This is a genomic window from Lentzea xerophila (assembly GCF_051094245.1).
Classification (GTDB): Bacteria; Actinomycetota; Actinomycetes; order Mycobacteriales; family Pseudonocardiaceae; genus Lentzea; species Lentzea xerophila.
This window is the reverse complement of sequence record NZ_CP194934.1, coordinates 2223930-2237734: the sequence shown is the minus strand read 5'-3', so window position 1 is coordinate 2237734 and position 13805 is coordinate 2223930. Positions and strand designations below refer to the sequence as shown.

The window sequence follows — 13805 nt, the reverse complement described above, 5'->3', positions numbered from 1 at the left end:
TCCGTGGCGGATCGGGTCTCACCCCGAACTGCCGCAACGCGTCCAGCACGCGCGCACGGGGTCTCCACGGTCCTTTGTGGATTCCGTGCGCAACGCGGCCGCGAGCGCCAACCGGTGCCCGCGCGGTTCGAACGGTTCCAGCTCCAGCGCCCGGTCAGCGAGGTGGTGGGCCGCGGCCAGATCTCCGCGCTTGGTGAGCACCTCGACGGCCTTGTGCCGCAGGTGATCGGTGGACACCAGGCTCGCCCACAGGTCGTGTGCCCGATACCGGCCGTCGTCGAGCCGGTTGACCAACGGCACCACGCGCACGAGGTGCTCCATCACGGCGGGTGCTTCCATGACCGTGCCGACCTCCTCGGCGGCGTAGCGCCACGACGCGGCAGGCCCGGCCGTGAGAGACAGCCTGACGAGGGCGAGGCCAGCCGTGCAGATCGGCGGTGAGCTCGCGGCCGAACCTCCGTGCCAGTGCAGACGTTTCGGCGTCGGTGAAGGCAAGATCGGCCGTCTCGATCGAGGCCACCTCCCCCGCCGCCTGCCTGCGGGCCAACGGGAGAGCCGGCACGGTACGTCCGGAGAGCACGAGATGCGCGGTGTCCGGTAGCGCGTGCCACGGCTTCGAACAGCCGCGCGCCCGGCGATCCGTCCGGGACCTCGTGCACGTCGTCGAGCAGCAGGCACACGTCGAGCGGAGCTTTCCGCCGGAACGCCGCGAGGACTTCTTCCGCGCCGGGCTCGTCAGTGTGATCGGCGGCGAGGGCGCCCAGGATCGCCGCGGCCAGCCGAGGCGCGTCCTCGTGGCCGGGCTGCACGTCACCCAGGCGTCGATGCCGCGCGGTTCGAGGAGGTTCGCGCGGACCGCCCAGAATTTGGCGGCCGAAAGCATGCGGCGTGCCTAACGCAGGTGGCAGTCCGGAAGCACGCCGCAGGCCGAACGCACGCGCGGGCAGGCTCACGCAGGGGTACCCCCGAGCTGGGAACCCCTACATCACAACGTACTCACGGGGTCCGACAAGATCGTCAAACGCGGAACGGCCCGCCTCCCCGGAGGGAAGCGGGCCGTTCGAGCGTGCGGGATCAGGCGCCGGCGGCGTTGCGCAGGGCCTCCGCGCGATCCGTCGACTCCCAGGGCAGGTCGACGTCGGTGCGGCCGAAGTGGCCGTACGCGGCGGTCGGGGCGTAGATCGGGCGCAGCAGGTCCAGGTCGCGGATGATCGCGGCCGGGCGGAGGTCGAAGACCTCGGTGATGGCCTGCTGGATCTTCTGCGGATCGACCGTCTCGGTGCCGAACGTCTCGACGAACAGGCCCACCGGGGCGGCCTTGCCGATGGCGTAGGCGACCTGGACCTCGACGCGGGACGCGAGGCCCGCCGCGACGGTGTTCTTCGCGACCCAGCGCATGGCGTAGGCGGCGGAGCGGTCGACCTTCGACGGGTCCTTGCCGGAGAACGCGCCGCCGCCGTGGCGGGCCATGCCGCCGTAGGTGTCGACGATGATCTTGCGGCCGGTCAGGCCCGCGTCGCCCATCGGGCCACCGATGACGAAGCGGCCGGTCGGGTTCGTGAGCAGGCGGACGTCGGTCGTGTCGATGCCCAGTTCGGAGATCTCCGGGGCGACCACGTGCGTGCGCAGGTCGACGCCGAGCAGCTTCTCCAGGTCGATGCCGTCGGCGTGCTGCGTGGAGATCACGACGGTGTCGAGGCGCACGGGCTGGTCGCCGGCGTACTCGATGGTCACCTGCGTCTTGCCGTCCGGGCGCAGGTACGGGACGGTGCCGTCCTTGCGGACCGCGCTCAGCCGCCGCGACAGGCGGTGGGCCAGCGCGATCGGCAGCGGCATCAGCTCGGGCGTGTCGGTGCACGCGTAGCCGAACATCAGGCCCTGGTCGCCGGCGCCCTGCTTGTCGATCTCGTCCGCGGCGCCCTCGACACGCTCCTCGAACGCCGTGTCGACACCCTGCGCGATGTCCGGGGACTGCGCGCCGATCGCCACGTTCACGCCGCACGAATGGCCGTCGAAGCCCTTCGCCGACGAGTCGTAACCGATCTCCAGGATCTTCTCCCGGACGATCGTGGGAATGTCCGCGTAGGCCTCGGTCGTGACCTCACCCGCGACGTGCACCTGCCCGGTGGTGACCATCGTCTCCACCGCGACGCGGGAACGCGGGTCCTTGGCCAGCAGGGCGTCCAGGATCGAGTCGCTGATCGCGTCACAGATCTTGTCCGGGTGTCCCTCGGTCACCGACTCACTGGTGAACAGCCTGCTGCTGTGCTGGCTCACGGACACTCCTTAATTGCGGGTTGGACTGGAGAAGTCTACTGAAACTCGGCCAGGCGAACGACAACCGCGTCCCACAAAGCGGAACCCAGTTGTGTTTTCGAACCGTGCGGTATAGCGGTCTCGGTGCCGTCCGGGAACAGCAGCCAGCCGGCGTTGTCCTCCTGCTCGAACGCCTTGCCGTCGCCGACGGCGTTCAGCACCAGCAGGTCGCAGCCCTTGCGGCGCAGCTTCGCCCGGCCGTAGTCGAGCACGGACGTCGTCTCGTCGCCGGTCTCCGCGGCGAACCCGACGATCAGCTGGCCTGTCCGACGTGCGGAAACGAGCTCTACGAGGATGTCGGGGTTCTTCGTCAGCGTGATCGGGTCCGGTTCGGCGGCGGTCTTCTTGATCTTGTGCCCGGTGAGCGACGACGGCCGGAAGTCGGCGACCGCGGCGGCCATGACGACCACGTCCGCGTCCGCCGCCACCTTGTGCATGGCGTCGCGCAGTTCCACCGCCGAGCCGACGCGGACCAGGTCGACCCCGGCCGGGGTGGCCAGGTCGGCGGTGTTGCCCGCGACCAAGGTCACTCGGGCACCGCGTTGCGCCGCCACCCGCGCGAGCGCGTAGCCCTGCTTGCCGGACGAGCGGTTGCCGATGAACCGGACCGGATCGAGTGGTTCTCGCGTGCCACCGGCGGAGATCGCGACGTGCACGCCTTCGAGCGTCCGGCGCAACGCGTCGGGCCGCGCCAGCAGCAGCCGGGCGAGCTCCACGATCTCGGCGGGGTCGGGCAGGCGGCCCTTGCCGGTGTCCTTGCCGGTCAGCCGGCCGGACGCCGGTTCGGCGACGACGACACCGCGGGAGCGCAGCAGCGCCACGTTGTGCTGCGTGGCCGGGTGCTCCCACATCTCGGTGTGCATCGCCGGCACCAGCAGGACCGGGCAGCGCGCGGTCAGCAGGGTGTTCGTCAGGAGGTCGTCGGCGAGGCCGTGCGCGGCCTTCGCGATGATGTTCGCGGTCGCCGGGGCGACCACGACGAGATCGGCGTTCTGCCCGAGCTTGACGTGCGGGACCTCGTGCACGTCGTCGAACGGGTCCGCGGTCACGACCTGGCCGGACAGCGCCTCGAACGTGGCGGCTCCCACGAACTTCAGCGCGCCCTCGGTGGGGATGACCCGCACGGAGTGGCCGGACTCGGTCAGCCGCCGCAGGACCTCACAGGCCTTGTACGCGGCGATGCCCCCGCCGACCCCGAGAACGATCCGGGGCTTGACGGGGGCATCGGTAGCGTCAGCAGACGCGCTCACTCGCCCTCGGTGTGCTCGAGGAGACCCGCGTGGATCTCGCGGAGCGCGATCGAGAGGGGCTTCTCACGCGGGCCCGGCTCGACGAGCGGGCCGACGTACTCGAGCAGGCCCTCGCCGAGCTGCGCGTAGTAGTCGTTGATCTGGCGGGCACGCTTCGCGGCGTAGATCACCAACGCGTACTTCGAGCTCACCTGCTCCAGCAGGTCGTCGATCGGCGGGTTGGTGATGCCCTCCGGGGAACCGGTCAGGTGACCGAACTCGGTGTGGGTGATCACTCGTCAATCTCCTGAAATTCGTGGTCCGACCACCAAGGATAGCAAGTCGGCCGCGGCCGACTGCACGTCGGCGTTCACGACGACCTCGTCGAACTCCTTTTCGGCCGCCAGCTCTTCGCGGGCGATCTGAAGACGGCGTTCGACGACGTCCGGGTGTTCGGTGCCCCTGCCGGTCAGCCGGTCGACCAGGTGCTCCCAGGATGGGGGCATCAGCATGACCAGCTGGGCCTCGGGCATGGCCACGCGGACCTGCCGTGCGCCCTGCAGTTCGATCTCGAGCAGGGCGGGACGGCCGGCGGCCAGTGCTTCCTCGACGGGCCTGCGAGGAGTTCCGTAGCGGTTGCCGGCGAACTCGGCGTGTTCGAGGAACTCGCCGGCCTCGGCCATCTGCTGGAACTTCTCGTGGTCCACGAAGTGGTAGTGCACTCCGTCGACCTCGCCCGGCCTCGGCTTCCTGGTGGTCGCCGAGACGGAGAAGTAGACATCGGGTTGCTGCCTGCGCAGCTCCGCCAGAACGCTGGACTTGCCAACGCCGGACGGCCCGGACAAGACGGTGAGGCGGGGACGGGCAGAACCCGCCCCCGCCTCGGTGCCAATCACTCTCCGCTGAACTCGGAGAGCAGGGCCTTGCGCTGACGGTCACCGAGACCGCGCAGGCGACGGCTGGGAGCGATCTCGAGGCGCTCCATGATCTGCTGCGCGCGCACCTTGCCGACGCCCGGCAGGGCCTCGAGCAGCGCGGACACCTTCATCTTGCCCAGGACCTCGTCGCTCTCGGCGGCCTTGAGCACGTCCGTCAGGGTCGTGCCGCCGCGCTTGAGGCGCTCCTTGAGCTCAGCCCGAGCGCGACGAGCGGCAGCAGCCTTCTCCAGCGCTGCGGCTCGCTGCTCCTCGGTAAGCTGGGGAAGAGCCACGATTTCCTCCGTGGTGTGGATTCTTTTCGGATCGGTGCCGCGACCGTACCGACCGCAATTGCCTGAGTACAACGCGACCCAGTCAGGTAAATCTTCAGCGGCCATGAGTGATGCGGCGGGTGGTAGTAGTACCAACACCCTCCGGCGGCCTGATCACCGCCACCGGCAACTCGTCGCCCACTCTAGGTGTGCTATGAGGCCGGTGACCAGCGGGGCAGCCGGTGGCGTGGACCCTACCAACACATGTTTCCCCAGGTGAGCGCGCCACACCACAAAAGTTGTGGCGCGCCCGTCCCCTACAGGGTCTCCTGAACCCTCCGCACCGCGCTGACCAGCGACGATACGTCGGGACCGTGCCTGAGAACATCTCGTGAAGAAGTCGGAAAGACGTTGCGCATGTCGGGCCCGAAGAGCCGTTTTAGATCGGTCACGGAGCCACCCTGAGCTCCGAAACCGGGGGCCAGGATCGGGCCGTTGAACCCCGCGAGGTCTACATCCGTTTCCCCGATCGTGGCACCCACGACGAGACCAACATCGCCGCACGGGGAAATGCCGGAATTCCGAGCGGTGGCGAAATCGATGATCGTCTGCGCCACGGTTCGCCCGTCCGGAGCAACCGTGCGCTGGACCTGGCCACCCTCCGGGTTCGACGTGAGGGCGAGCACGAACACGCCGCGGCCGGTCGCCCGCGCCGTGTCGAGCGCGGGCTGCAGCGATCCGAAGCCGAGGAACGGCGACAGCGTGACCGCGTCGCCGGCCAGCGGCGAGCCGTCGGCCAGGTACGCCTGCGCGTAGGCGGCCATGGTCGAGCCGATGTCGCCGCGCTTGGCGTCCACGAGCACCAGCGTGCCCGAGTCGCGCAGGCCGGCGATCACCCGCTCCAGCACGGCGACGCCACGCGACCCGTAGGCCTCGAAGAACGCCGCCTGCGGCTTCACCATCGACACCTTGCCGCCGAAGGCCTCCACGGCCGTCAGCGCGAACCGTTCGAGGCCCTCGGCGGTGCGCGAGAGGCCCCAGGCGTCCAGCAGGCTCGGGTGCGGGTCGATCCCGACGCACAGCGGCCCGTGCGCCTCGACGGCCTTCGTGAGCTTGTCGCCGAACGTCACGCGTCACCTCGCAGCGCGGCCTGCAGCGCCTGGAGCGGCTGCACGCCGATGTCACCGCGGATGAGCGCCTCGATGCCGTGCACGGCCGCGGCAGCGCCCTGGATCGTGGTGACGCAGGGGATGTCCTTGGCCACGGCGGCGGTGCGGATCTCGTACCCGTCCACCCGGGGGCCGCTGTTGCCGTACGGCGTGTTGAAGATCATGTCGATCTCGCCGGCCAGGATCATGTCGACGACGTTGCCCTCGCCCTCGAAGTGCTTGCGCACCTCGGTGCACGCGATCCCGTTGCGCTTGAGGACCTCCGCCGTGCCCGCGGTCGCCAGGATCTGGAAACCGAGGTCCGCGAGGCGCTTGACCGGGAAGATCATCGCGCGCTTGTCGCGGTTCGCGAACGACACGAACACCTTGCCGGAGGTCGGGAGCGAGCCGTACGAGGCCGTCTGCGACTTCGCGAAGGCCTTGCCGAACGACGAGTCGATGCCCATGACCTCGCCCGTCGACTTCATCTCCGGGCCCAGCAACGAGTCGACGCCGTGGCCTTCGGGCGTGCGGAAGCGGTGGAACTGCATGACCGCCTCCTTGACCGCGACCGGCGCGTGCTCGGGCAGCCGGGCACCGTCACCGGTGGCCGGCAGCATGCCCTCCTCGCGCAGCTCCGCGATCGTGGCGCCGAGCATGACCCGCGACGCGGCCTTGGCCAACGACACGGCCGTAGCCTTGGACACGAACGGCACCGTGCGCGACGCACGCGGGTTTGCCTCCAGGACGTACAGCACGTCGTCCTTGAGCGCGTACTGGACGTTCAGGAGCCCCTTCACGCCGATGCCCTTGGCGATGGCCTCGGTGGAGCGGCGGACGTTCTCGATGTCCGACGCGCCCAGCGTGATCGGAGGCAGCGCGCACGACGAGTCGCCGGAGTGGATGCCGGCCTCCTCGATGTGCTCCATCACGCCGCCGATGAACACCTCGTCGCCGTCGCACAGCGCGTCGACGTCGATCTCGATGGCGTCGTCGAGGAACCGGTCGACCAGCACCGGGTGCTCGGGCGTCACCTCGGTCGCGCGGGCGATGTAGCCCGACAGCGACTCCTCGTCGTACACGATCTCCATGCCGCGCCCGCCGAGCACGTAGGACGGTCGCACGAGGACCGGGTAGCCGATCTCGTCCGCGATCTCCTTCGCCTCGCCGAACGACGTGGCCGTGCCGAACTTCGGCGCGGGCAGGCCAGCCTCGGTCAGCACCTTGCCGAACTGGCCCCGGTCCTCGGCGAGGTGGATCGCCTCGGGCGTCGTGCCCACGACCGGCACACCGGCGTCGGACAGGCGCTGCGCGAGGCCCAGCGGCGTCTGGCCGCCGAGCTGCACGATCACGCCGACGACCTCACCGGAGCGCTGCTCGGAGTGCACGACCTCCAGTACGTCCTCGAACGTCAGCGGCTCGAAGTACAGGCGGTCGGAGGTGTCGTAGTCGGTCGACACCGTCTCCGGGTTGCAGTTGACCATGACGGTCTCGTACCCGGCCGCCCGCAACGCCATCGCCGCGTGCACGCACGAGTAGTCGAACTCGATGCCCTGCCCGATCCGGTTCGGCCCGGAGCCCAGGATCAGCACCTTCGGCTTCTCCCGCTGCTCCGCCACCTCCGACTCGGCGTTCGGGTCGAGCTCGTACGCGGAGTAGTGGTACGGCGTCTCCGACTTGAACTCCGCCGCGCACGTGTCGACCGTCTTGTAGACCGGACGCACGCCCAGACGGTGCCGCAACGAGCGCACGCCGTCTTCACCGGCCAGCTCCGGCCGCAGCACGGAGATCTGCCGGTCGGACAGGCCGGCACGCTTCGCCTTGCGCAGCAACGGTTCGTCGAGCACGGGAGCCTCCAGGAGCTCCGTGCGCAACGTGCCGAGCCACGCGATCTGCTCGATGAACCAGGGGTCGATCCCCGACGCGGTGTACACGTCCTCAATGGACGCACCGAGCCGGAGAGCACGCTCGACCGTGTAGAGGCGGCCGTCATGACCGCGCTCCAGCTGCTTCAACGTGGACTCGAGCGTAGCGCCCTCCGGATCGGGCTGCGTCCAGAAACCGACCGATTTCGTTTCCAGCGAACGCAGCGCCTTGCCGAGCGCCTCCACGAAGTTCCGGCCGATCGACATGGCCTCGCCGACCGACTTCATCGTGGTCGTCAGCGTGGGGTCCGCGCCGGGGAACTTCTCGAAGGCGAACCGCGGCGCCTTCACGACCACGTAGTCGAGCGTCGGCTCGAACGACGCCGGGGTCTCCCCCGTGATGTCGTTGGTGATCTCGTCGAGCGTGTAGCCGATGGCGAGCTTCGCGGCGATCTTGGCGATCGGGAAGCCGGTCGCCTTGGACGCCAGCGCGGACGAACGCGAGACACGCGGGTTCATCTCGATGACGACCATGCGGCCGGTCTCGGGGTGGATCGCGAACTGGATGTTGCAGCCGCCGGTGTCGACGCCGACCTCGCGGATCACCTGGATGCCGACGTCGCGCATGTGCTGGTACTCGCGGTCGGTCAGCGTCATCGCGGGCGCGACCGTCACCGAGTCGCCGGTGTGCACGCCCATCGGGTCGATGTTCTCGATCGAGCAGATGACGACCACGTTGTCGTTGCGGTCGCGCATGAGCTCGAGCTCGTACTCCTTCCACCCGAGCACGCTCTCCTCGATGAGCACCTCGGTCACCGGGGACTCCTCGAGACCGATGGACGCGAGGCGCTCCAGCTCGTCCGGCGTGTACGCCATGCCCGACCCCAGGCCGCCCATGGTGAACGACGGGCGGATGACGACCGGCAGGCCCAGCTCGGCGACCGTCTCGCGGACCTCGTCCATCGTCCGGCAGACAGCGGAGCGCGGGACCTCGGCGCCGATCTTGCGCACGATGTCCTTGAACATCTGCCGGTCCTCGCCGCGCTGGATCGCGTCGACGTTCGCGCCGATCAGCTCGACGTCGAACTTCTCCAGCACCCCGCGCTCGTGCAGGGCGATGGCCGTGTTCAGCGCGGTCTGGCCGCCCAGGGTCGCCAGCACGGCGTCCGGGCGCTCCTGCGCGATCACCTTCTCCACGAACTCGGCCGTGATCGGCTCGATGTAGGTGGCGTCGGCGAACTCGGGGTCGGTCATGATCGTCGCCGGGTTGGAGTTCACCAGGCTGACCCTGATGCCCTCCTCCCGCAGCACCCGGCACGCCTGCGTGCCGGAGTAGTCGAACTCGCACGCCTGACCGATGACGATCGGGCCGGACCCGATGACCAGGATGTGCTTGAGATCAGTCCTCTTCGGCATCAGCGGGCCTCATTCATCAGCGTCACGAACTCGTCGAACAGGGGCGCGGCGTCGTGCGGACCGGCCGCGGCCTCGGGGTGGTACTGCACGGAGAACGCCGGCGCGTCGAGCAGCCGGACGCCCTCGACGGTGCCGTCGTTCGGGCAGTAGTGCGACAGCACGGCGCGGCCGAACTCGGAGGAGAACTCCTCCCCCGGTGTGCCTTCCAGCGCGAACCCATGGTTCTGCGAGGTGATGGCGACCTTGCCGGTGGTCACGTCGATCACCGGGATGTTGATGCCGCGGTGGCCGTAGCGCATCTTGTACGTCCCGCGGCCGACCGCGCGGCCGAGGATCTGGTTGCCGAAGCAGATGCCGAACAGCGGCAGCTTGCGGCCCAGCGCCTCCTTGGTCAGCGCGATGGCGTGGTCCTGCGTAGCGGGGTCGCCGGGGCCGTTGGACAGGAACAACCCGTCCGGGCTCGTCGCCAGGATCTCGTCGAACGTGCTGGTCAGCGGCAGCACGTGCACCTCGATGCCACGCGCCGCCATCATCCGCGGGGTGTTCGACTTGATGCCCAGGTCGAGCGCCGCGACGGTGAACTTCTTCTCGCCGATGGCCTCGACCACGTACGGCTTGTCCGTGGTGACGTCGACCGCGAGGTTCGCACCGACCATCTGCGCCGAGGCCTTGACCTGCTCGACCATCGACGCGTCGTCGGCGAGCCCGGAACCCGAGAACACACCGGCGCGCATCGCGCCCTGCTCGCGGATGTGGCGGGTCAGGGTGCGGGTGTCGAGGCCGGAGATGCCGACGACGCCCTGGTTCGCCAGTTCCTCGTCGAGGCCGCGCCGGGACCGCCAGTTCGACGGCGTGCGCGCGGGGTCGCGGACCACGTAGCCGGCGACCCAGATCCTCGACGACTCGTCGTCCTCGTCGTTCCAGCCGGTGTTGCCGATCTGCGGCGCGGTCTGCACCACGATCTGGCGGTGGTAGGAGGGGTCGGTCAGGGTTTCCTGGTACCCGGTCATGGCCGTGGAGAACACGACCTCGCCGAGCGAGACGCCGGTCGCTCCGTACGCCTCACCGCGGAAGACACGTCCGTCTTCCAGCACCAATGCCGCGTTCGTCACGCCTTGCCCTCCGTGTTGATCGGGTTGTGGCCGAGAGCTTCAACCCATTCGTCGTAAACGTCTTTGTCGTCACCGCGGAACCCGGTGTCGAAGAGGTGGCCCTCGTTCTCCCACTGGACCACCAGCAGGCCCTCTTCGCTGAACATGACCTTCCCGGCGAGCCCCCGGTCCTTGCGGGCGGCCCTGACGGACCCGGCCGGGATGAAGATCGGCGTCGCGCCGACGCGGTCGATGGCGACGCCCTCCGGGACCAGGCTCAGCGTGGCCTCGGCGCGGTGGCCGATGTCGCCCACCTGGACGCGGTCCTGCCAGTTGCCCGCGTTCGTCGTTCCGAGGTAGACGCCCGTCGTCGTGAGCGTCGGCGCACCGAGAGTCGCCGGAGTCGCGGGGAACGCGGGCAGGCCGGCCTGCTTGCGCTGGCGCCGCTTCCAGCCGTGCCACATGCCGTACACGCACAGGGCGAAGAAGAGGAAAACGGCCAGGGACAACAGAACGCGGGTCATTCCGCAATCCTCCCCGCCAGTGCCGTGACCCTGCCACGCAAGATGGTGGCCGTCACCGCGGCAGGCAGCTCCATGCCCTCGAACGGGGTGTTGCCCGCGATGCTCGCGAGTTCGGCGCCGTTCACCGTCCACGACGCGTCCGGGTCCACGAGCACGAGGTTCGCAGGCTCGCCGACCTCGATCGGACGGCCCTGGTCGGTCAGGCCCGCGATCTCGGCGGGCTTCTCGCTCATCACCCGCGCGACGCCGCGCCAGTCCAGCAGACCGGTCTTCACCATCGTCTCGACGACGATGCCGAGCGCGGTCTGCAGGCCGAGCATGCCGGGCCGGGCCGCCGACCACTCGCAGTCCTTGTCCTGGACGGCGTGCGGGGCGTGGTCCGTGGCGACGCAGTCGATGGTGCCGTCGGCCAGCGCCTGGCGCAGCGCGTCGACGTCGGCCTGCGTGCGCAGCGGCGGGTTGACCTTGTTGACCGGGTCGTAGGTGCTCAGCCGGTCGTCGGTCAGGATCAGGTGGTGCGGGGTGACCTCGGCGCTGACCTTGGTGCCGCGCGCCTTGGCCCACTTCAGGACGTCGGCCGTGCCGGTGGTGCTGACGTGGCAGACGTGCAGCCTCGCGCCGACCTGCTGCGCGAGGATGCAGTCACGGGCGACGATGGACTCCTCGGCCGCCGCCGGCCAGCCCTGCAGACCGAGCCGGGACGCGTTCTCGCCCTCGTGCGCCTGGGCACCGACGGTGAGACGCGGCTCTTCGGCGTGCTGGGCGATGACGGCGCCCAGCGCCTTCGAGTACTCCAGCGCACGGCGCATGATCAACGGGTCGTGCACGCAGTGGCCGTCGTCGGAGAACACGCGGACGTTCGCCTTGGAGTTCGCCATGGTGCCGAGCTCGGCGAGCTTCTCGCCCTTGAGGCCGACGGTGACGGCGCCGACCGGGTGGACGTCGACGAGACCGACCTCCCCGCCGCGGCGGGAGACGTGCTCGACGATGACGGCGTTGTCGGCCACCGGGTCGGTGTTGGCCATGGCGAACACCGCCGTGTAACCGCCGAGAGCAGCGGCCCTGGAACCCGTCTCGATGGTCTCGGTGTCCTCGCGGCCGGGTTCGCGCAGGTGGGTGTGCAGGTCGACGAAGCCCGGCAGCAGGATGGCGCCGTTGCCTTCGATGACCTCCGCGTTCTCATCCGTGCCCTCGGCGATTACGCCGTCACGGATGAGAATGTCTTGCGGTTCCCCCTCGCCATAGGGCCTAACTCCCTTGAGAAGCAAGGGTTTCACGCGTTTTCCTCCTCGTGGGCGAGCAAGTGGTACAGCACGGCCATGCGCACGTGGACACCGTTGCGGACCTGCTCGGTGATGGCGGCCTGCGGGCTGTCGGCGACGACGGAGGCGATCTCCATGCCGCGCAGCATCGGGCCGGGGTGCAGCACGACGGCGTGCTCTGGCAGCAGTTTCAGGCGGCGCTCGTTGAGGCCGTAGGCGATCGAGTACTCGCGCGAGCTCGGGAAGAACCCGCCGGTCATCCGCTCGGCCTGCACGCGCAGCAACATCACCGCGTCCTGGCTCGCGAGTTCCGAGTCGATCTCGTGCGAGACCGTGACCGGCCACTTCTCGACGCCGGTGGGCAGCAGGGTCGGCGGCGCGACCAGCGTGACCTCGGCACCGAGCGTGGTGAGCAGGTGCACGTTCGACCGGGCGACCCGGCTGTGCAGCACGTCGCCGACGATCGCGACCCGGCGGCCGTCGAGGTCGCCCAGGCGGTCGCGCAGCGTGGCGGCGTCGAGCAGCGCCTGGGTGGGGTGCTCGTGCATGCCGTCGCCCGCGTTCACCACGGACGTGCTGGTGTGCTTGAGCCAGCCCGCGAGCCGGTGGGCCGCACCGGACGCCGGGTGCCGCACGATCACGCAGTCCGCGCCCGCGGCCTGCAGCGTGAGCGCGGTGTCGCGGAGGCTTTCACCCTTGCTGACGCTGGAACCGGAGCTGCTGACGTTGATCACGTCCGCGGACATCCACTTGCCGGCGATCTCGAAGCTGACGCGGGTGCGGGTGCTGTTCTCGTAGAACATCGTGATCACCGTGCGGCCGCGCAGCGTCGGCAGCTTGCGGACCTCGCGGCCGAGCAGCGCCTGCTTCAGCCGGTCCGCGGTGTCGAGGATCGCGATCGCCTGGTCGCGGTCGAGGCCGTCGGTGGAGAGCAGGTGCTTCACTTCAGCACCACTCCGTCGCGACCGTCGAACTCCTCCAGGAGCACGACGACGTCCTCGGTCTTGGCCGTCGGCAGGTTCTTGCCCACGTAGTCGGCGCGGATCGGCAGCTCGCGGTGACCGCGGTCGACCAGCACGGCGAGCTGGACGGCGCGGGGCCGGCCGTGGTCGCGCAGCGCGTCGAGGGCGGAGCGGATCGTGCGACCGGAGAACAGCACGTCGTCCACGAGCACGACCAGCTTGTCGTCGATGCCGCCCTCGGGCAGCTTCGTCGCCTCCAGCGGCCGCGTGGGGCCCCGGCGCAGGTCGTCGCGGTAGAGGGTGATGTCGAGCGTGCCCTCGTGCACCGTCCGGCCGGAAAATTCGGCGATCTTAGCGGCCAGGCGCCGTGCGAGGGGGGCTCCCCGGCTGGGAATACCCATCAAGACGACATCGGGTGCGCTGGGTGCATCGAGAGCGGTCTTCTCGATGATCTGATGGGCCATTCGGGCGACAGTGCGCGCGACGTCACCGGCCGACAGGATCTCGCGATCCCCGGCCGGATCCGTCGCGCCACGTTGACGTGACGCCACGGCTGGACCTCCTTCCCCGCCTCACTGGACGGGTCCTTAAAGGACGTCGGACACCTGGTGACAACCAGGCTGACCTGCACCGTATCACCCACGGGCGGTCAACCATCCGAGTGGTAGCCCAGGCGTGGCGCGCGTCTCCGCCCGAGATCAGCTTGACCTGCCGACCACGGCGAGTAATCATTACTCTGCGTATCGATCTAAGCCTCCCCGCGGCACGCCCGTACTGCTGACGGGGCGAATGAACGGAGAACC

Annotated in this window: 14 protein-coding genes; 1 reads left to right on the top strand and 13 read right to left on the bottom strand. The window is 69.4% G+C overall.

What is annotated here, in order from left to right:
• Positions 1 to 18: 18 nt before the first annotated feature.
• Entirely contained in the window at positions 19 to 495 is a 477-nt protein-coding gene (locus ACRSBM_RS11095) for a hypothetical protein (protein WP_434442649.1), read from the bottom strand.
• Between ACRSBM_RS11095 and ACRSBM_RS11090 the strand changes: the two genes are divergently transcribed.
• Complete coding sequence (locus ACRSBM_RS11090) at positions 486 to 896, top strand: hypothetical protein (protein ID WP_434442648.1); 411 nt, start codon at positions 486 to 488, stop codon at positions 894 to 896. The genes ACRSBM_RS11095 and ACRSBM_RS11090 overlap by 10 nt on opposite strands.
• Positions 897 to 1074: 178 nt before the next feature.
• Here the strand turns inward: ACRSBM_RS11090 and metK are convergent, their stop codons facing one another.
• From metK to pyrR, 12 genes are all read right to left on the bottom strand, one after another.
• Positions 1075 to 2277 (bottom strand): methionine adenosyltransferase, encoded by a 1203-nt coding sequence (gene metK / locus ACRSBM_RS11085; protein ID WP_434442646.1) that lies wholly within the window; start codon positions 2275 to 2277, stop codon positions 1075 to 1077.
• Positions 2278 to 2312: 35 nt separating this feature from the next.
• On the bottom strand, positions 2313 to 3566 hold the full coding sequence (coaBC, locus tag ACRSBM_RS11080; protein WP_434442645.1) for a bifunctional phosphopantothenoylcysteine decarboxylase/phosphopantothenate--cysteine ligase CoaBC: 1254 nt from the start codon (positions 3564 to 3566) through the stop codon (positions 2313 to 2315).
• A complete protein-coding gene (rpoZ, locus tag ACRSBM_RS11075; RefSeq protein ID WP_396416157.1) occupies positions 3563 to 3841 on the bottom strand; it encodes a DNA-directed RNA polymerase subunit omega in 279 nt (92 codons plus the stop codon). Before rpoZ ends, coaBC begins: the two co-directional genes overlap by 4 nt.
• A gap of 3 nt (positions 3842 to 3844) precedes the next feature.
• Positions 3845 to 4441: a guanylate kinase gene (gmk, locus tag ACRSBM_RS11070; RefSeq protein ID WP_434442644.1), complete on the bottom strand. Its 597-nt coding sequence runs from the start codon at positions 4439 to 4441 to the stop codon at positions 3845 to 3847.
• Positions 4438 to 4755 carry an integration host factor, actinobacterial type gene (gene mihF / locus ACRSBM_RS11065; protein WP_030471603.1) on the bottom strand — a complete coding sequence of 106 codons (318 nt, stop codon included), beginning with the start codon at positions 4753 to 4755 and terminating at the stop codon, positions 4438 to 4440. Before mihF ends, gmk begins: the two co-directional genes overlap by 4 nt.
• 296 nt (positions 4756 to 5051) lie before the next feature.
• Positions 5052 to 5864, bottom strand: coding sequence for an orotidine-5'-phosphate decarboxylase (pyrF, locus tag ACRSBM_RS11060; protein WP_434442642.1), 813 nt, complete (start codon positions 5862 to 5864; stop codon positions 5052 to 5054).
• Positions 5861 to 9163, bottom strand: coding sequence for a carbamoyl-phosphate synthase large subunit (gene carB / locus ACRSBM_RS11055; protein ID WP_434442640.1), 3303 nt, complete (start codon positions 9161 to 9163; stop codon positions 5861 to 5863). The genes pyrF and carB overlap by 4 nt, the downstream gene beginning before the upstream one ends.
• Positions 9163 to 10275, bottom strand: a complete 1113-nt coding sequence (carA, locus tag ACRSBM_RS11050; RefSeq protein WP_434442638.1) for a glutamine-hydrolyzing carbamoyl-phosphate synthase small subunit — start codon at positions 10273 to 10275, stop codon at positions 9163 to 9165. Before carA ends, carB begins: the two co-directional genes overlap by 1 nt.
• Positions 10272 to 10778 carry a transporter gene (locus ACRSBM_RS11045; protein WP_434442636.1) on the bottom strand — a complete coding sequence of 169 codons (507 nt, stop codon included), beginning with the start codon at positions 10776 to 10778 and terminating at the stop codon, positions 10272 to 10274. Before ACRSBM_RS11045 ends, carA begins: the two co-directional genes overlap by 4 nt.
• Positions 10775 to 12055, bottom strand: coding sequence for a dihydroorotase (locus ACRSBM_RS11040; RefSeq protein WP_434442634.1), 1281 nt, complete (start codon positions 12053 to 12055; stop codon positions 10775 to 10777). The genes ACRSBM_RS11045 and ACRSBM_RS11040 overlap by 4 nt, the downstream gene beginning before the upstream one ends.
• Positions 12052 to 12984 carry an aspartate carbamoyltransferase catalytic subunit gene (locus tag ACRSBM_RS11035; RefSeq protein WP_434442632.1) on the bottom strand — a complete coding sequence of 311 codons (933 nt, stop codon included), beginning with the start codon at positions 12982 to 12984 and terminating at the stop codon, positions 12052 to 12054. Before ACRSBM_RS11035 ends, ACRSBM_RS11040 begins: the two co-directional genes overlap by 4 nt.
• Positions 12981 to 13553, bottom strand: a complete 573-nt coding sequence (pyrR, locus tag ACRSBM_RS11030) for a bifunctional pyr operon transcriptional regulator/uracil phosphoribosyltransferase PyrR (RefSeq protein ID WP_434442630.1) — start codon at positions 13551 to 13553, stop codon at positions 12981 to 12983. Before pyrR ends, ACRSBM_RS11035 begins: the two co-directional genes overlap by 4 nt.
• Positions 13554 to 13805: the final 252 nt, after the last annotated feature.

What these genes read in the sequence shown, in the direction of transcription:
- carB (WP_434442640.1), bottom strand. Translation starts at nt 9,163, where the DNA reads ATGCCGAAGAGGACTGATCTCAAGCACATCCTGGTCATCGGGTCCGGC.
- ACRSBM_RS11045 (WP_434442636.1), bottom strand. Translation starts at nt 10,778, where the DNA reads ATGACCCGCGTTCTGTTGTCCCTGGCCGTTTTCCTCTTCTTCGCCCTG.